Genomic DNA, 17,039 nt, shown 5'->3' with positions numbered 1-17,039 from the left:
TCGGCCGGAAGTTGCTCACCCTCGGGACGGTGACTTCGACGACATCGGGAGCGAACTTCGTGATCCCGTGCCACCACGCGGCCGCCAGTCCGCTGGCCGCTGCTCGCGGACCGAACGACCAAACGGAAGCCCTGATACGCGCGGCGTCGCTGAACGGACGATCGTTTGCGAAGAAGACGCCAGGCGAGCATCGCAGCCAGTGGCCTGAGCGCACGCGGCGGTTCACCGCATGCCTACTGAGGCCGCACTGTCGCGCTTGCGTCAGCGTGATCACACCGTCGTGACGCCGGAGATGTTCGTCGAGCATGCTCTTTTTCGACGCATCGGCGCCTGCGAACGGTTCCCCATGCGAGTTGTGCACATTCGCGAGCGGTGAGCGCTCCCGGATGTGCACAAATCGCGGCGGCGGAGCCGCTAGAGGCGGCGGGCGACGCCCGACGAGCGCAACTCGAGCGCGGCGAGGCCGCGGATCGCGTCGTGGTCGTGCATCCGCCACGCCCCGACCGGGTCGGCGTGGACCGCGACCAGCTTCGCCAGCGGCCGATTGGCCAGCGCCCGCAGCGCCAACAACTGCTCGCCCGCGGGTGTGCAGGCCAGCGTGAGTGCCGTCCACTTGCGGCGGAAGAACCGCAGCCGCAAGTACAGCCACGGCATCGCGACGAACAGGATCGGCGGCGCGGCCACCGCCAACGCCAGCACCCATGCCAACCACGATGCGGTGGTGTCGAGGCTGTGGCCGGCACCGGCGATGTCGAGCGCCGCTTCGCTGGCCGCCCGCAGCGGCTTGCTCAGCGCGTCGCCGATCAGCGGGAAGTCGTCGGTGCGCTCACCCGCGGAGTCGAGGTTGTCGGCCACGCCGTTGGCGCCGGTCTCCACCTGGCGGCCCACCGCGGCGATGGTGGACACCGCCGAGTGCACGGCCATACCGACCAGCACCCACACCGTGGTCCAGACGACCACGACGATGTCGCTGACGAGCTGGGCCATGATGCGCGACGGTGTGGTGGCACGGGATCACGAAGTTCGCTCCCGATGTCGTCGAAGTCACCGTCCCGAGGGTGAGCAACTTCCGGCCGAGGCAGGGGATGAATGCGCGAAGGCGGGACCTGTCGCCCCGCGACGTCGTCGAGCGCGACGGGCTGCGGGTCACCGCGTTGCCGCTGACTGTGGTCGAAGCCGCGGTCCGGCGCGGTGGCGGGCCGAAGCTGATGGACACCGCTCTGCAGCGTCACGTCGAGCTCGCCCAACTGTGGCGGGCACATCTGCGGAACAAGGGCCGACATGGTTCACCCGCCGCACGGCGACTCCTGCGCGCCGCCCAGGACGGTGCGCGTTCCGAGGCCGAGCGGCTCCTCGTCAAGCTCCTGCGCGATGCCGGGTTCACCGGCTGGAAGGCCAACCATCCCGTCGCCGGCTACAGGGTCGACGTCGCCTTCCTGGCAGGGAACGTCGCGATCGAGGTCGACGGCTGGGCGTTTCACACCGACAGCGCCGTGTTCCAGATCGACCGGAACCGTCAGAACGTCATCGCCTTGCACGGCTGGAAGGTGTTGCGCTTCACCTGGCTTGACCTGACGGCGTATCCGCAGCGGGTGATCGTCGAGATCTCCGCGGCGACGGGCCAGCGTCCGTCACCCGAGAATGCGACGCAGGGTATGGCCGAACGGATACCGCGCCGTCACCGACCCGAACCGCACCCGGCCGCGCACCACGAGGTGTAGGCGATCCGCCGCCGGACCGTGCGGCACCTTCAACGTGGTGCTGCCCGCGAACGTCTCGACGCCGGTGAGGTCGGCAGTCGCGCCGTCGGGCAGGATCAGTTCCGTCGAGCTGAAGTAGTCGTCGATGTCCAGCACGACGGTGGAACCCTGCAGCTTCGCCGACGTGAAGTCGAGCGTCGTGTCGCACATCCGGGTGTTCAGCTCGATGCGCGACGGCACCGTCCACGGTCCCCGCCGCGAGATCGACGACATCCGGCCGCGCATCGGTTCGGTGCCGCCTGCCGCCACCGGTTGCAGCGCATCCGTCGCCGGTAAGTCGGCCAACACCTGGCGCAACTCGCCACGGGTGCGCGCGGCCAGCACGACGTCGAACCGCTCGCTGAACTCGTCGAGCGTGAGCATGCCCTGGCCGGCCGCACGTTCGAGCAGCTGCCTCACGTGCTCGCGGTCGACGTCCGAAACTCGCACATTCGCGTCATCGGTGTCCATGCTCCGAGAGTAGGTGGCGTAGGCCGACGGTCCTCAACCGCAATACCGCCCCGATCGCCACAACCACCCACGCAGCAAACGCGATCCAAAAGAAGACCTGCGAAATCGTGGGCAGTGCAGGCCATCCGGTCTCGATCGCCATGGCGTGAGTAGCCGCCGAATACATGCCCAGCGGGAACACCATCGCCCACCACACTCCGGCGAAACGCCGTGCCTCCGCCCGTCCGATGTGACGCACACCGAAGTACACAAGCGGCGGAATCCACAGCGACGCCAGGCACCACGTCGTGATCGTCGCCGCACGAACGTCGATGCCGGCGCGATGGATGTGGTCACCGGCCAGCGTGGCGATCGCGAGCCCGCCCATCAAGATCCAGGCGTCGGGCTCGAACCCGCTGGGATCAAGCCGCGCCGAAAAGGCTCGCGCCAGAATCAGCGTGGTCATGACGGCGTATAGCGCAAGAGCCGCCACCCAGATCGCCACACCGGCCAACACCAGCGCATGCCACCCCGTGTCGTGAGCCAACGCGACCGCGACGATCGCCAGACCCGAGGTGCCGACGCTGCACAGTTCCCAAGCCCCCCGCGCCCGTTGCTGTAACCGCTTCCAGGTCCGACGGGCGAAGTTGCGCGCCGTCAGCACGACCAACGCCAGCCACACCAAAGCCGCCGGCACGGCCAATGTCCACAACACGGCCGTGATCGACATCAGCCGGCTGTCGAGCACCGCACAGGCCGCGACGAATGTGAACAGCCCGATCGTGACGTCAGTATCCGCAAGATCCAGGCGCTGCCGGGACCACGAGATCGCTCCTGCGACAACGAGAACCAGTAGCCCGAGGACGGCGAGCCCGGCCAGCGCGCCGCTGATGTAGGTGTAGCCGTGGTCGGCCGCGGCGATCGACACGATGCCGGTCGCCATCACGAACGCGAACGCGTCGGGCCTCACCGCCCGCCGCTCACCGCAACTCGACGACGAGATGCCGGATGCCGGTGTGCCGATTGCTGCGCGTCCACTCGACGGGCTTGATCAGCCGGGCATCGGAGAACCGCGACAGCAGCTCCTCGAACAGCACGCGCAGCTCGAGCCGCGCCAGGTTGGCCCCGAGGCAGTAGTGCACACCCTGGCCGAAGCCGAGGTGCGGATTCGGTTTGCGGGCGATGTCGAACACATCGGCATCGGCGAACACCGCCTCATCGCGGTTGGCCGAACCCTCCCAGATCTGGACTTTCTGACCGGCCTCGATCCGACATCCCGCCAGCGTGACGTCCCGAGTCGCGGTGCGCCGCTTGGACGGTGACGGCGAGGACCAACGCACCATCTCCTCGATCGCCGACGACAGCAGGTTCGGGTCGTCGCGCAGAGCCCTCAGCGAATCCGGGTTCTCGATCAACGCCAGCAGCCCGCCGGCGACCGCGTTGCGCGTCGTCTCGGCACCCGCGCTGAACAACAAGCTGAAGAACAGGTAGAGCTCCAGATCGGACAGTGCACCGTCGTCCGCGGTGTCATCTAGGCATGCGTTCGCGACCACCGACAACATGTCGTCCGTCGGCGATGCGCGTTTGGCCGCGATCAACTCCTGGCCGTAGGCATACATCCGCGAGCCGGCCTCTTCCTCGGTGAGCTGACCGACCGAGGCCTTCCGCGAACCACCGAAGTCGAACTGCGGCTCGATCGCCTGAAACAGCCAATGCTGTTCGGACTCCGGCACTCCCAACAGGATGCAGATCATCTGCATCGGCAGCTCGGCCGCCACGTCGACCAGAAAATCGAAGGGCACCCCGGGTTCGACGGCATCCAGCAACCGCCGCGCACGCGCGCGCAAATCGTCCTCGACCCGGCGGATCATCCGCGGTGTGAGCCCCGAACTGACCAACCGGCGGATCTGCGAATGCCGCGGGTCGTCCATCATGTTGAGCACCTGACCCGCGATCGCCAGGTCCTGCAGCAGCGTCCCACCGTAGGGCCGGAGCCCACCCGTCACCGAAGAGAAGGTCTGCGGATCACGAAACACCGCAAGCGTTTCGGCGTAGGTGGCCACGGACCAGAACCCCTCGCCGTCGGGCGTGTGCTCGGTCGGCTCATGCCAGTACACCGGAGCCTCACGCCGATGCAGCGCAAACAGTTCGTGCGGAAAACCGTTCGCGAAGTTGTCCAGATCGGTGAAGTCGACGGCCAGCGTCACAAGATGGCACCCGAAGTGTATTTGGCCGCTTCGGGATAGCGGCTCACCAACTCGTCGACCGCTTCGACCACGCGGTCCACCTGATCACCGGCCGCGCCGGTGAAGGCCTGCTTGTCGGCGAGCGCCGCATCGAGCGCGGGCCGGTCGAGCGGCAGCCGGGAATCGGCGGCCAACCTATCCAGAAGGTCTGGCTCCTGGCCTTTTTCGCGCATCGCCAACGCCACCGCGACGGCGTGTTCCTTGATCACCTCGTGCGCGGTTTCGCGGCCCACCCCGGCCCGGACCGCGGCGATGAGGATTCGCGTCGTCGCCAGGAAGGGCAGGTAGCGGTCGAGTTCACGCTGGATCACCGCGGGGTAGGCGCCGAACTCGTCGAGCACGGTCAGGAACGTCTCGATCTGCCCGTCGACGGCGAAGAACGCGTCCGGCAGCGCGACGCGGCGCACCACCGAACAGAACACGTCGCCCTCGTTCCACTGCGCGCCAGCGAGTTCGGCGGCCATCGACCCGTAGCCGCGCAGCACCACCTGCAACCCGTTCACCCGCTCACACGAGCGGGTGTTCATCTTGTGCGGCATCGCGGACGAGCCCACCTGTCCGGGCGCGAAGCCCTCGGTGACCAGTTCGTGGCCCGCCATCAGCCGGATGGTGTGTGCCAATGACGACGGACCCGCACCGACCTGCACCAGCGCGGAGACGACGTCGTGGTCCAGCGAGCGCGGATACACCTGCCCCACGCTGGTGAAAATCTCGGTGAAACCGAGGAATTCGGCCACCCGCCGCTCGAGCTCGGCCAACCGCGACGCGTCGCCGTCGAACAGGTCCAGCATGTCCTGGGCGGTGCCCATCGGGCCCTTGACACCGCGCAGGGGGTAGCGGTCGATCAGCGAGCGCAGCCGCTGCAGCGCGATCAACAGCTCTTCGGCCGCCGAGGCGAACCGCTTACCCAGCGTGGTGGCCTGTGCGGCGACGTTGTGGCTGCGGCCCGCCATCACCAGGTCGCGATACAGCACCGCGCGTTCGGCCAACCGGGCCACCACCGCGACCGCATGGGAGTGCACGAGTTCGAGCGAGCGCCGGATCTGCAGCTGTTCGACGTTCTCGGTCAGGTCGCGACTGGTCATGCCCTTGTGCACGTGTTCGTGACCCGCGAGCGCGTTGTACTCCTCGATGCGGGCCTTGACGTCGTGGCGCAGCACGCGTTCCCGTGCCGCGATCGACTCGAGGTCGACCTGCTCGAGCACCCGCTCGTAGTCGTCGACCACTCCGGCGGGCACGTCGACCCCCAGTTCCGCCTGGGCGCGCAGCACCGCCAACCAGAGCCTGCGCTCCGCGATGACCTTGGCTTCCGGTGACCAGATCGCCACCATTTCCTCGCTGGCGTAACGATTGGCCAGCACGTTGGGGATCGTCACAAACACTCAGCTTACGACTCGGGTAGTGCAGGCTGGTCCCATGTACTTCGTTGGGCTCGATCTCGCCTGGGCGGAAGGAAACCAAACCGGTGTGGCCGTTCTGGACGGCGACGGCCGGCTCGTGCAGGTCGGCACGGCGGTCAGCGACGACGAGATCGCGGCGGCCGTCGCGCCGTATGTCGACGGCCCCTGCGTCGTCGCCATCGACGCACCGCTCATCGTCAGGAACCCGACCGGATACCGGCTTGGGGAGACGCTGTACAACCGGGATTTCGCGCCGTTCGAGGCGACCGCGCAGCCCGCGAACACCAGCAACCCGCTCTTCGACCCGCCCCGCGCCGAGGTCCTCTGCGAGCGGCTGTACCTGGACACCGACCCGCAGTCACGCGCCGACCGCCGCGCGATCGAGGTCTACCCGCATGCCGCGACGATCGCGCTGTTCAAACTCGGCAAGACACTCAAGTACAAGCGGCGGGCCAAGGATGTCGTCAAACGCAAGGACGAACTGCTCAAGATGGTGGAGCTGATCGAGGGGTTGAACGACGCCAACCCGCGACTTCGCGTGCGGAGCAGTCCGGCGTGGCTCGAACTCCGCAAGCGGATCGAGGCCGGTGCCCGGGCCTTCCAGCTGAACGCCTGCGAGGATCCCGTCGACGCCGTGCTCTGCGCGTACGTCGCGCTGTACTTCGAACGGCGACGCGAGGACGTCACGATCTACGGCGACCGCGAAGACGGCTACATCGTCACGCCCGCGTTGCCGTCGGGGCTGACACCCGCCCCTCGGGGCCGTCCGGTGTCGGCCCCCGGACCCGGCGACGTGTTGCCGCGCCTGGAGCAGGTTCAGCTTCTGATCGAGCGGGCGCAGCGCGAGCTCACCGAGATACGCCGACAGCTCGGCGGCTAGCTAATCCGGCGTCTGAGCCAGCTGAGTCGGATCGGTGATCCCGGCGTCCGTGATGCCGAGTCGCTTGTTGATCACCATGGTGACGAGGAACAGCACGATGCCGATCACGAGCAGGATTCCGGCAAGCAGATACTGCGTTCCCGGGCGGCCCGACAGCGGTGTCACCAGATACAGCGACGTGATGAAACCGAGGATGGGCAGGAACGTGGGCGTCCGGAAATGCGCACCGTCCTTCTGCACGTCGCGACGCAGCACCAGCACCGCGACGTTGACCATCGCGAACACGGCCAACAGCAGAAGCGACGTGGTGCCGCCGAGCACCGACACCGCCTTGCTGCTCGCAAAGGCCGACACATAGAAGATCAGGCCGAAGGCGATCACGGTCGTGAAAATGATTGCCACCCACGGGGTGTGGCGGGTTCGGTGCACCGAGCCGAGAACCGGCGGCAGCACCCGCTGCCGCGCCATACCGTAGATCAGCCGGCTGGCCATCAGCATGTTGATCAGCGCGGTGTTGGACACCGCGAACATCGTGATGAACGGGAACAGCTCGTCGATCGGCAGGCCCGGCGCCGCGGCCTCGACCACGCTCACCAACGGGGTGCTGCTGGCCTTGAGCTCGCCGATCGGCACCAGCGCCACCGCGATGATCGACACCAGGATGTAGACGAGTCCGGCGATGCTCAACCCGGTCAACAACACCTTCGGGAAGATCCGGACCGGGTCCTTGGTCTCCTCGGCCATGTTGACCGAGTCCTCGAAGCCGACCATGGCGAAGAAGGCGAGCGACGTCGCCGCGGTGATCGCGACGAATGTGCTTCGCTCCTCGCCGCTTTCGAACATCACGATGCGGGAGAAGTCGTGGTCACCACCCTGGGTGAAGGCCCATAGACCGACGAAGATCACCAGCAGCAGGCCGGTGATCTCGATGATGGTCAGGCCGACGTTGAGCTTGACGCTCTCACTCACACCGCGCAGGTTGATCGCGGCCAACACGGCCATGAAGATCAGCGCGATGACGGCGACCCCCGCCTTGCCCCAGTCCAGGCCGAGACCCTTGATCATGTTGGCGGCGAACGCTTGCGACGCGGTCGACGCCGACGTGATGCCGGAGCACATCACCACGAAGGCGACGAGGAAGGTGAAGAACTGGATCCCGAAAGCCTTGTGCGCGTATAGCGCAGCCCCGGCCGCCTGCGGATACTTGGTGACGAGCTCCAGATACGAGAAGGCCGTGATGGTGGCGATGGCGAATGCGAGAAGGAACGGCAGCCATGCGGCACCGCCCACCTCGCCGGCGACCTGACCCGTCAGCGCGTAGACACCGGTGCCGAGGATGTCGCCGACGATGAACAGCAGCAACAACCCCGGACCCATGACCCGCCGAAGCTCCGGCTGCTTGTCGGTCGGCGTACTCATCATCGTTTGCTCTTCGCGCAAGCGCTCATCGGTGCCCTTTGCTCTTCGCGCAAGCGCTCATCGGTGCCCTTTGCTCTTCACGCAAGCGCTCATCGGTGCCCTTTGCTCTTCGCGCAAGCGCTCATCGGTGCCCTCCTGGTGGCACTTACACCTGCGCCACTCGCTCGTCGATTGGTGCCAACACGTCTATCACGTCGATCAAGGTCGCGCGTGCTGTTGCGCGAGGGCCGTCGCCCTCGGCGACGAGCGCAGCCACCACCGCACCGTCGACGGCGTTGACCAACGCGGTGAGGTACTCGGCCCGCACCGAGCGACCCGAACGTTCGATGACCTCGATCACCGCGTCGGTGCGCTGTCGCATGATCCGCCGTTGGATCTCGCGCAGTCCCGGGTGGCGTGCGCACGCGATGTACCGCTCGTAGCGCGAGATCAACTGCTCGCTGACCCGCTGCCCCGCCACGTCGTCGACCAACAGATCGACCAAGATGTCGGCGGTCGATTCCGCGCCTCGCCGGCGCCGCGACAGCATCGCGACCCTGGCGCGCAATTGCTCGGCTTCGCGCTCTCCGACGTATTCGACGGCCTTGGCGATCAGATCGTCGAGCGAGGAGAAGTAGTACGTCGTCGACGCCAGCGGGAGGCCGGCGCGGCGGGCCACGGCGCGATGCCGCACCGCGTCGAAGCCGCCCTCGCACAGCAGGTCCGCAGCAGCGCTGACCAGCGCAAAGCGTCGACGCTCTCCCTTGGGAGTGACCGCTGCCGTCACCTTTAGCATGCTGCCAGTCGGGCGGCCCTCCCATCGCGCTTTCGGCTAATCGTCAGGCTTTGCTCACGAAGTCGGGGCTGGTGTTTCTGGTGCGACGGGCGACCGCCGCTCGTCGGCGATGAAGCGCCGGTGGCATCATGGCCGCCATGCCCGAGCTGAGTCGCCGATCGCTTCTGCGCCTCGGTGTCGGCGCGGCGGCCGGTGCGGCAGCGCTGCGGATGGCACCGCCGGTTCCTGCCGCGCCCGCGGCACCCACTTACGTCGACGGGTCGTTCGTCTCCGCGGCACGCGGAGGGCGGTCGACCAACTGGGCGATCGCGCGCCCGCCGGGCCAGAGCACGCCGCTGCGTCCGGTCATCGCCCTGCACGGCAAGGGGCAGGACGCCGCGGGTGTGATGGCCGGCGGTGTGGAACAGGGCCTGGCCGAGGCCGTCTCCGCGGGCCTGCCGCCCTTCGCCGTCGTCGCAGTCGATGGCGGCGGAAGTTACTGGCACAAGCGGGCCAGCGGCGAGGACTCCGGCGCGATGGTGCTCGACGAGCTGATCCCGTTGCTGGGTTCGCAGGGCCTGGACACATCGCGTGTCGGCTTCCTCGGCTGGTCGATGGGCGGCTACGGGGCGCTGTTGCTCGGCGCGCGGCTCGGGCCCGCCCGCACCGCCGCGATCTGCGCGGTCAGCCCGGCGCTGTGGACGTCCTCCGGCGCCGCCGCGCCCGGTGCATTCGACAGCGCGGAAGACTATGCGGCCAACAGTGTCTGGGGGCTCCCCGCACTGGGATCGATTCCGATCCGGATCGATTGCGGGACCGGCGATCCGTTCTATTCGGCGACGAAAGAGTTCATCGCGCAGCTGCCGAATCCGCCCGCGGGCGGGTTCTCGCCCGGTGGGCACGACGCCGGCTTCTGGAGTTCGCAGCTTCCCGGCGAGCTGGCCTGGATGGCACCGCTGCTGACCGCCTAAAGAGCGATGCGACCTTCCGCCGCGGCCAGTGCGATGTCACTGCGAAAGTGACTGCCCGGCAGCCGAATCGACTTGATCAGCTGATACGCGGCGTCGCGTGCCGCGGACAGATCGGCGCCGGCGCCGACGATGGACAGCACACGTCCGCCTGATGAGACCACGGCACCGTCGCCGCGACGGCTGGTACCCGCGTGCAGTACGCCGTCGGCCTCGGATCCGGTGATCACGTCGCCGACCCGTGGACGGCCCGGATAGTTCTCCGCCGCCAGCACGACGGTCACCGCGGCACCGTCGCGCCATTGCAGCGCGGGCTCGTCGGCGAGGCGGCCGGTGGCGGCCGCATACAGCAGCCGTCCCAACGGGGTCTCCAGCAGCGCCAGTACCGACTGGGTCTCCGGATCGCCGAAGCGGCAGTTGAATTCGACCACCGCCGGTCCCTGCGATGTGATGGCCAGCCCGGCGTACAGCAGTCCCGAGAACGAGCTGGCGCGCGCAACGAGTTCGGCGGCAACGGGTTTCACCACATCGTCGACGATCTGGGTGACGATGGCGTCGGGCAGCCACGGCAGCGGCGCGTAGGCACCCATGCCTCCGGTGTTGGGGCCGGTGTCGTTGTCACCGACCCGCTTGAAGTCCTGCGCCGGTAAGAGGGGCACCACGGTCTCGCCGTCGACGACGCAGAACAGCGATACCTCGGGTCCGTCGAGGAACGACTCGAGCAGCACGGGATGTCCCGCGTCGAGCAGGCCCGCGGCATGGGAACGCGCGGCGGCGCGGTCGGTGGTCACCACCACGCCTTTGCCCGCGGCAAGGCCGTCGTCCTTGACCACCCACGCGGATTCACCGCCGGGCGGGCCGAACCGGTCGAGCGCGGCGTCCAGGCGTGCGGGGTTGTCGACGACCTCGCTTCTCGCGGTGCGCACACCGGCGGCGGTCATCACATCCTTGGCGAACGACTTCGACCCCTCGATTCGGGCCGCATCCTTCGTCGGCCCGAAGCACGCGATCCCGGCACTGCGCACGGCGTCGGCGACACCGAGCACCAAGGGCACCTCCGGTCCGACCACGACGAGGTCCGACTCCAGCTTGCGGGCCAGGTCGGTGACCGCCTCCCCCGAGGTGATGTCGACGTCGTACTGGTCGGCGATCGCGGCGGTACCCGCATTGCCCGGCGCGATCGCCAGACTCTCGACCTCGGGGTCACGCCGCAGCGCTAGCAGCAACGCATGTTCACGGGCACCGGATCCGATTACCAGGACTCGCACAACTGCTCACCCTAACTGCACAGCCGATCTTGGTTCGGATGGCCGATCTTGTGTTCCCCGGCAACATCGCCCAATACGTCAACAAGCGCGACGGGTTCGGGTTGGACACCGACTCCAAACGATTCGTGCGACTGCTCTTTCATCCGGTGCTCGTCGCCTGGGCGCTGTGGAGCACGGGCGTGCCGCGCCGCCGCTGACCGCGGCGATAGTTAGGCCATACACTTGACACGACGTTGTATGGTCGAATGTATGACCCAGGCCACATGTCCCTTCGGACACGGATACGACTTCACCGACCCCGAGGTGCTCCTGCGCGGGATCCCCGTCGCGGAGTTCGCCCAGCTGCGCAAGACCGCACCGGTGTGGTGGAACGAGCAGCCAGAGTCGATCTTCGACGACGGCGGCTACTGGGTGATCAGCCGCCACGAGGACATCAAGGCGATCTCGCGCAACGGCGAGCTGTGGTCGACCAACCGCAAGGGTGCGGTGATGCGACTGCCCGAGGGAGTCACCTCCGAACAGCTCGAGCTCACCAAGGCACTACTGATCAACCACGATGCGCCTGAGCACACCCGGTTGCGCAAGCTGGTCTCGCGCCTGTTCACCCCGCGGGCGATCGCGACGCTCGAGGAACGGCTGGCCACCGCCGCGCGCGAGATCGTCGCCGCGGCAAGGCAAAAGGGCAGCGGCAACTTCGTCGACGACATCGCGATGCGCTTGCCGCTTTTGGCGATCGCCGATCTCATCGGCGTGCCCGAGGCCGATCGCGAGAAGTTGTTTCACTGGACCAACGCGATCATGAACACCGACGACCCCGACTTCGACAGCGATCCGACCGCCGCCAATGCGGAACTGATGGGGTACGCCTACACGATGGCCGAGGAGCGCCGTCGTTGTCCGGCCGACGACATCGTGACCCGCCTCATCGAGGCCGATATCGACGGGGAGTCGCTCGACGATGTGGAGTTCGCGTTCTTCGTCATCCTCTTGGCGGTCGCCGGGAATGAGACGACCCGCAATGCGATGACCCACGGCATGAACGCCTTCTTCGAGAATCCGGATCAGTGGGAGCTGTTCAAGCGCGACAGGCCGGCAACCGCCGCCGACGAGATCGTGCGCTGGGCCACCCCGGTGCACTGCTTCCAGCGGACAGCGCTCGCCGACACCGAACTCGGCGGCGTCACCATCCGCGAGGGGCAGCGGGTGGGGCTGTTCTACAGCTCGGCCAACTATGACGAAGAGGTGTTCGACCAGCCCTTCCGGTTCGACATCCTGCGCGACCCCAACCCCCATCTGGGATTCGGCGGCAACGGCGCCCACTACTGCATCGGCGCGAACCTGGCCCGCATGGAGATCAAACTGATCTTCGACGAGATCGCCGACCAGATTCCCGACATCACCAAACTCGGTGAACCACAACGCCTTCGGTCGGGCTGGATCAACGGCGTCAAGGACCTGCAGGTCTCCTACACGGGTTGACCGGGAGGGCTGAGTAGGATTCCGCCGTGCGCACCCACGGCTGGTCGGGCTCGGCGCCGTCGACGGATGAGGAGGCGGTCGCCCGCATCCTCGACGCCGCGGGCAAGGCGATCGACGCCCGCGGTGCGGAGTTCTCCATCACCGACGTCGCACGCACGCTCGGGGTCACCCGGCAGACCGTCTACCGGTACTTTCCCAGCACCGACGCGCTGCTGCAGGCGTCGGCGCAGCGTGCGGCGACCGGCTTTCTGGACCGGTTGGCCGATCATCTGCAGGGGCTGACCGACCCACAGGAGGCGGTCGCCGAGGGCATCGCCACCGCGCTCGAATGGCTGCCACGGGACAAGCACATCGGCCTGCTGCTGATGCCCGCGCGGGCCAGCGCTTTCAGCCAGACGGTCACCTCGGACATCGCCCTGGAGTTCGCCAACTCGATGCTGCGGCGCTTCGACGTGGATTGGTCCGCCTTGGGCTTCACCGACGACGACCTCGACGAGTTGGCCGAGCACCTGTTACGGATCATTCAGTCGTTCATCATCGACCCGGGACGTCCGCCGCGTCACGGCGCCGAACTGCGCGACTATCTGCGGCGCTGGGTCGGCGCCTCCGTGGCGGCACCCACGACGGCCCGCTGAGGAGCAAAATTAGTGCTCAGTCGGCCGTCGGCCGGCCCGTAAACTCACCGTCGTGAGTGTCGTCGACGCCTTCCTCTCGACGTGGTCGCGGGCCCGCGCCACGTTCGGTGAGGGCACCCCGCAAGACGGCGGCGGACTGGACAGCAGCGCCCTTTTCGAGTCCCTCCGCGCTGAAGTGGAGGCGGCGGGGCCGGGATCGGATTGGACGGGCGCGGGCGCCGAGGGTTATCGCGACCAAAACGCACGCCAGGCAAGGACTCTCGGCGCGATGGCCGAGTTGGACCGCCGACTCGCGGCGGAAGTGGACCGGTCGGCGGACGTGGTGCGGGCCGGCCGTCGTGAGCTCGACGCCGTGCGACAGTGGGTCGTCGATACCGCGGCGACGGTGCCTGCGACCCTGGAAGGGGAACGGATGCTGTGGCCGGTGGTCAGCAAGGGCGCCGGCGAGGTCGCCGAGATCATCGAACGCTGCCATCGCGACCTGGAGGCCATCGCAGCCCGGATGCGCGCACTCGGCGCAGAGTACGAGGAGCTGGGCCGGCCCTGAGCGGTCGTGCGGTCAGAGCACTGTCAACGGCAGCGATTTGCGGTTTTCGAACTCCCAGGTCGATCCGCCGCTGACCCTGACAACCGACACCTCGGAGAACTCCTTGGCCTCGGTCTCTGTCTCGACGACGCGTGCGGTCCACTCCTGCGCGGCACCGCTCACCTCGACGTCGAGGTGCTTGTCCACCGCGGCGACGATCGCCTGCAGGGGGCGCCGCTCCCGGGGCGACACCAACGAGACCCACGCTCCGTCCTCGTGCGCGGGTGAACGCCGCAGATGCACGGTGTCCGGACCGAATTCGGCGTCGACGTAGGCGGCGGGGTTGAGCATCGGATGCAACTCGAGCGTGCGCACCGCGCCCTCGATTCCGCCGGGCAAGTTCAGCGCGCGGTGGATGCGTTCGGCCGCGATACCGGCCAGCCCGATCAGTTGCTTGGTGCAGATCTCGGTCGCCAGTTCGGTGTTCGTACCGGCCCGCTTCCCGACGGCGATGACATACGACAGGTTGAGCAGGTGCATCTGCAGACACACCTCGTCGGCGATGCGCACCAGCGCCGAATGTGAGAACGCGCCGAAGTCGAAGTCCGAGACCAACGGACCGGAGTAGTCCGACTGCCCCTCGTCGCCGGTGTCGATGGGGTCGAGTTCGGTTCTGGCGGCACGCGTCCGCGCGACGACCTCGAGCACCGGGTGGTCCTCCACCTCGGGATACGACTCGTCGATGATCACGGTCCATGCGCAATGCGGTTGCCGGTCGGCGGGTGTGCGCGGCGGGCGGTGGATCGGGCGGATCTGGGCTCGACGGTTGGTCGCCACGGCCGTCGCGTCGAACGTCGGGTCCTCGATGTCGTGGCACATGCCGCGCACATACTCTTCGCCCATCGGTTCCACGTCCAATAGTGCGCCGCAGTGGTCGAGGTGAAATTCGCCGTGCCATCGGTCGTGGACGGTGTAGCGGAAATCCATGAACTGCGGTGGCGCCCCGATATCGAGCTGCAGACCCTTGAAGATCGTGATGACGTCGGTGCCCTCGTACTTCAGGGCCTTCTGCATCCGCCTGGTGTAGATCGGGCTGGCGCCCATCCACTCCTCGATCGCGACCTGCAGCATCTCCTCGCGGCCGAAATTGCTGATGATCCAGGCCATTCCGGAGCGGTCGATCAGCTGACCGATCAGCAGCAGCTCGGGCACCAAAACTGCGAGCTGCTCACGCGACAGCGATGAATACCTACTTGTCATGCTCGTCGTGCACCGCTCCGCCGGAATGCATCTTCACCGCGGCGTTGACGTTCGCCTTCTTGTCCCCGCCTTTGCCCTTTTGGCGGTTCTTGATCACCTTGCTGACCGCACCGTCCAGCTTCGAGCCCAAGGGGAACCCGAGGTAGTGGGTCAAGAAGACCGCCATCTCCTTGAGCTCCTGCTCGGTCATCTCGCCGTTGGCGAGCGCGGCGTTGGCCTGGATCTCGGCGAGGTCGGAGTTCCCCACGGCGGTCACCGCGGTCAGCGTCATGATTCGCTTGTCTCGCATGGACAGGCCGGGACGTGTCCAGATGGTGCCGAAGAGGTGGTCGACGGTGAGGTCGAAGTACGGGTCGCCCTCGATGTTCGGCATCTCCCAGCCGTAGACCTCGTTCATCTTCTCGAGGCCCTTGCGACGCAATTCGTCCATCAGACTCACTCCTTCGTGTGTGGCACGCCGAGCCCGGCCGCGAGATTCCGCAGCGCGACTTCGGCCAGTGGAAGTTCAACGTCGGTCGCCTTGCCCAATTCGAGCGCCAAGCGCAGGTCCTTCTCGCCGAGACCACGGGTGTGAACGAACATGTCGTGCAGGAAGTGGTCCGGGGCGAGCGGTTTGGTGTCGTCGCGGTACATGATGGCACCGGGTCCACCGCTCTGCGCATCACTGTGCCGCACCACGCGTCCCAGCTTCTGCAGGTCGATGCCCGCGGCCTCGGCGAGCACCTGCGCCTCGCAGGCCGCGGCGAATCCGGTGAACGTCAGCATGTTCCGGGCCAGCTTCATCCGGGTGCCCGCGCCGGGCTCGCCCGCGCGGACCACCAACGAGGCCCACTGTTTGAAGACGGGCTTGACCGCGGCGTACGCCTCGTCGTCGGCGCCGACCATCACGGCCAGCTCACCTCTGTCGGCCGCTCCTGCGCCACCGCTCACCGGCGCGTCGACGATGTGAATACCCCTCGGGCGCAATTGGTCTGCCAGCTCCGGTGCCGTGCCGGGCTCGATGGTCGAGTGGATCGCGATGACGGTACCTGATTTGGCGTGTTCGGCGAGCCGACCGACGACGTCGCGCACCTGCTCGTCGTTGAGCACAGTCACGCTGACGATGTCGGCGGCTGCGACGTCGGCGACGCTGTCGGCGAGTGTCGCGCCGATTTCTGCGAGCGGAGTCATGGCCTCGGTCCGAACGTCGAACACCACCAGCCCACCGGGCCAGTCGACCAGACGCTTCGCCATCGGAGCACCTTGGTTGCCGAGGCCGATGTAGCCGAGCTTGGTTTGTTCACTCATGACCGAATGATCTGTCCACCGTCGACGTTGAAGATTTGGCCAGTGATCCACTTCGCCTGATCGGACAGCAGGAACAGGCACATGCCGACCAGGTCCTCCGGCTGTCCCATGCGCGACAACGGAATTCCCTTCACGATGTCGGCGACCATCTCCTGAGGAGTGGTGGTCCGGTTGGCCTCGGTGTCGATCGGCCCCGGTGCGATGGCGTTGACCCTGATGTTCTGCCCGCCCAGCTCGGTGGCCAATTGCTGGGTCAACCCATTGACGCCGACCTTGGCCAGGCCATAGAAGTTCGAGTACAGCCACGCCGCGGTCGAGGACTGATTCACGATGGCCCCGCCGCCCCGCTTGGCCATCTTCTTGTATACCGCTCGGGTGCAGACCAAGGCGCCGTCCATGTTCACGCTCATGAACTTCTTGTAGTAGTCCCAGTCAACGGTGATCAGGAAGTCGAGCTTCATGCCGCCGAAGATCGCGGCGTTGTTCACCAGGTAGTCGATGCCCCCGAACTCCGAAAGCGTCTGCGCCGCCATCTCCTTCGCCGATTCAGGGTCGGATACGTCGACCCGCACGGCCAGCGCGTTACCGCCCTCATCCTTGATTCCGTCGGCAACCTTCTGCGCACCCTCGGTGTTGATGTCGGCGACCACCACGGCGGCGCCCTCGCGGGCCAACGCCTCGGCGTACGCCTGTCCGATGCCGCCGCCGGCGCCGGTGACGATCGCCAC

At 67.1% G+C, this 17,039-nt stretch carries 19 protein-coding genes and 1 pseudogene; 7 read left to right on the top strand and 13 right to left on the bottom strand.

The window, feature by feature from the left end:
• Nucleotides 1–307: type IV toxin-antitoxin system AbiEi family antitoxin domain-containing protein (locus A5698_RS19165; RefSeq protein WP_197506833.1), on the bottom strand; the 307-nt coding region annotated here is incomplete at its 3' end.
• 107 nt (nt 308–414) lie between these two features.
• On the bottom strand, nt 415–987 hold the full coding sequence (locus A5698_RS19160) for a hypothetical protein (RefSeq protein ID WP_068300076.1): 573 nt from the start codon (nt 985–987) through the stop codon (nt 415–417).
• Nucleotides 988–992: 5 nt separating this feature from the next.
• On the opposite strand from A5698_RS19160, the pseudogene A5698_RS19155 reads away from it, so the two are divergent.
• Nucleotides 993–1,721: pseudogene (locus A5698_RS19155) on the top strand (endonuclease domain-containing protein); the annotation flags it as partial.
• Here A5698_RS19155 and A5698_RS19150 read toward each other — a convergent pair.
• Genes A5698_RS19150 through purB form a run of 4 tightly spaced genes read right to left on the bottom strand, consistent with a single transcriptional unit; the run spans nt 1,632 to nt 5,811 of the window.
• A complete protein-coding gene (locus A5698_RS19150) occupies nt 1,632–2,210 on the bottom strand; it encodes a DUF1707 SHOCT-like domain-containing protein (RefSeq protein ID WP_068300074.1) in 579 nt (192 codons plus the stop codon). The pseudogene A5698_RS19155 and the gene A5698_RS19150 sit on opposite strands and share 90 nt — an antisense overlap.
• Nucleotides 2,197–3,159: a tellurite resistance/C4-dicarboxylate transporter family protein gene (locus tag A5698_RS19145; protein WP_084792523.1), complete on the bottom strand. Its 963-nt coding sequence runs from the start codon at nt 3,157–3,159 to the stop codon at nt 2,197–2,199. Before A5698_RS19145 ends, A5698_RS19150 begins: the two co-directional genes overlap by 14 nt.
• Nucleotides 3,160–3,169: 10 nt before the next feature.
• A complete protein-coding gene (locus A5698_RS19140; protein WP_068300072.1) occupies nt 3,170–4,396 on the bottom strand; it encodes a cytochrome P450 in 1,227 nt (408 codons plus the stop codon).
• The gene (gene purB, locus A5698_RS19135; protein WP_067080739.1) at nt 4,393–5,811 is read right to left on the bottom strand and encodes an adenylosuccinate lyase; all 1,419 of its coding nucleotides are present in this window, start codon (nt 5,809–5,811) and stop codon (nt 4,393–4,395) included. Before purB ends, A5698_RS19140 begins: the two co-directional genes overlap by 4 nt.
• Nucleotides 5,812–5,851: 40 nt before the next feature.
• Here purB and A5698_RS19130 point away from each other — a divergent pair, with 40 nt between their 5' ends.
• On the top strand, nt 5,852–6,715 hold the full coding sequence (locus tag A5698_RS19130) for a DUF429 domain-containing protein (RefSeq protein WP_068300070.1): 864 nt from the start codon (nt 5,852–5,854) through the stop codon (nt 6,713–6,715).
• Here the strand turns inward: A5698_RS19130 and A5698_RS19125 are convergent, their stop codons facing one another.
• Together A5698_RS19125 and A5698_RS19120 are read right to left on the bottom strand one after the other, a co-directional pair.
• Nucleotides 6,716–8,134, bottom strand: coding sequence for an APC family permease (locus tag A5698_RS19125; RefSeq protein ID WP_068300078.1), 1,419 nt, complete (start codon nt 8,132–8,134; stop codon nt 6,716–6,718).
• Between the two features lie 145 nt (nt 8,135–8,279).
• Nucleotides 8,280–8,909, bottom strand: a complete 630-nt coding sequence (locus tag A5698_RS19120) for a TetR/AcrR family transcriptional regulator (RefSeq protein WP_067288222.1) — start codon at nt 8,907–8,909, stop codon at nt 8,280–8,282.
• Nucleotides 8,910–9,034: 125 nt separating this feature from the next.
• Between A5698_RS19120 and A5698_RS19115 the strand changes: the two genes are divergently transcribed.
• A complete protein-coding gene (locus A5698_RS19115) occupies nt 9,035–9,859 on the top strand; it encodes an alpha/beta hydrolase (RefSeq protein WP_197506832.1) in 825 nt (274 codons plus the stop codon).
• Here the strand turns inward: A5698_RS19115 and purD are convergent.
• Nucleotides 9,856–11,124, bottom strand: a complete 1,269-nt coding sequence (purD, locus tag A5698_RS19110) for a phosphoribosylamine--glycine ligase (protein WP_068300066.1) — start codon at nt 11,122–11,124, stop codon at nt 9,856–9,858. The genes A5698_RS19115 and purD overlap by 4 nt on opposite strands.
• A gap of 38 nt (nt 11,125–11,162) precedes the next feature.
• On the opposite strand from purD, the gene A5698_RS28715 reads away from it, so the two are divergent.
• Genes A5698_RS28715 through A5698_RS19095 form a run of 4 tightly spaced genes read left to right on the top strand, consistent with a single transcriptional unit; the run spans nt 11,163 to nt 13,785 of the window.
• Complete coding sequence (locus A5698_RS28715) at nt 11,163–11,321, top strand: DoxX family protein (protein ID WP_156670818.1); 159 nt, start codon at nt 11,163–11,165, stop codon at nt 11,319–11,321.
• A gap of 52 nt (nt 11,322–11,373) precedes the next feature.
• A complete protein-coding gene (locus A5698_RS19105; protein ID WP_068300063.1) occupies nt 11,374–12,603 on the top strand; it encodes a cytochrome P450 in 1,230 nt (409 codons plus the stop codon).
• Between the two features lie 26 nt (nt 12,604–12,629).
• Nucleotides 12,630–13,238 carry a TetR/AcrR family transcriptional regulator gene (locus tag A5698_RS19100; RefSeq protein ID WP_068300061.1) on the top strand — a complete coding sequence of 203 codons (609 nt, stop codon included), beginning with the start codon at nt 12,630–12,632 and terminating at the stop codon, nt 13,236–13,238.
• 52 nt (nt 13,239–13,290) lie between these two features.
• Complete coding sequence (locus A5698_RS19095; protein WP_068300059.1) at nt 13,291–13,785, top strand: EspA/EspE family type VII secretion system effector; 495 nt, start codon at nt 13,291–13,293, stop codon at nt 13,783–13,785.
• A gap of 12 nt (nt 13,786–13,797) precedes the next feature.
• On the opposite strand, the gene A5698_RS19090 is transcribed toward A5698_RS19095, so the two are convergent.
• The 4 genes from A5698_RS19090 to A5698_RS19075 all read right to left on the bottom strand — a co-directional run.
• Complete coding sequence (locus A5698_RS19090) at nt 13,798–15,024, bottom strand: hypothetical protein (protein WP_068300057.1); 1,227 nt, start codon at nt 15,022–15,024, stop codon at nt 13,798–13,800.
• Complete coding sequence (locus A5698_RS19085) at nt 15,014–15,454, bottom strand: carboxymuconolactone decarboxylase family protein (protein WP_067080719.1); 441 nt, start codon at nt 15,452–15,454, stop codon at nt 15,014–15,016. The genes A5698_RS19090 and A5698_RS19085 overlap by 11 nt, the downstream gene beginning before the upstream one ends.
• Nucleotides 15,455–15,459: 5 nt before the next feature.
• The gene (locus A5698_RS19080) at nt 15,460–16,311 is read right to left on the bottom strand and encodes an NAD(P)-dependent oxidoreductase (protein WP_068300055.1); all 852 of its coding nucleotides are present in this window, start codon (nt 16,309–16,311) and stop codon (nt 15,460–15,462) included.
• Nucleotides 16,308–17,039: SDR family oxidoreductase (locus tag A5698_RS19075; protein WP_231967466.1), on the bottom strand; the 732-nt coding region annotated here is incomplete at its 5' end. The genes A5698_RS19080 and A5698_RS19075, both read right to left, overlap by 4 nt.

This window comes from Mycobacterium sp. E136, assembly GCF_001666865.1.
Classification (GTDB): domain Bacteria; phylum Actinomycetota; class Actinomycetes; order Mycobacteriales; family Mycobacteriaceae; genus Mycobacterium.
This window is presented reverse-complemented; position numbering and strand designations above follow the sequence as displayed.

Coding starts and splice junctions, on each gene's coding strand:
- A5698_RS19085 (WP_067080719.1), bottom strand. CDS start 15,454: ATGGACGAATTGCGTCGCAAGGGCCTCGAGAAGATGAACGAGGTCTAC.
- A5698_RS19160 (WP_068300076.1), bottom strand. CDS start 987: ATGGCCCAGCTCGTCAGCGACATCGTCGTGGTCGTCTGGACCACGGTG.
- A5698_RS19125 (WP_068300078.1), bottom strand. CDS start 8,134: ATGAGTACGCCGACCGACAAGCAGCCGGAGCTTCGGCGGGTCATGGGT.
- A5698_RS19150 (WP_068300074.1), bottom strand. CDS start 2,210: ATGGACACCGATGACGCGAATGTGCGAGTTTCGGACGTCGACCGCGAG.
- A5698_RS19080 (WP_068300055.1), bottom strand. CDS start 16,311: ATGAGTGAACAAACCAAGCTCGGCTACATCGGCCTCGGCAACCAAGGT.
- A5698_RS19105 (WP_068300063.1), top strand. CDS start 11,374: ATGACCCAGGCCACATGTCCCTTCGGACACGGATACGACTTCACCGAC.
- A5698_RS28715 (WP_156670818.1), top strand. CDS start 11,163: ATGGCCGATCTTGTGTTCCCCGGCAACATCGCCCAATACGTCAACAAG.
- A5698_RS19130 (WP_068300070.1), top strand. CDS start 5,852: ATGTACTTCGTTGGGCTCGATCTCGCCTGGGCGGAAGGAAACCAAACC.
- A5698_RS19090 (WP_068300057.1), bottom strand. CDS start 15,024: ATGACAAGTAGGTATTCATCGCTGTCGCGTGAGCAGCTCGCAGTTTTG.
- A5698_RS19120 (WP_067288222.1), bottom strand. CDS start 8,909: ATGCTAAAGGTGACGGCAGCGGTCACTCCCAAGGGAGAGCGTCGACGC.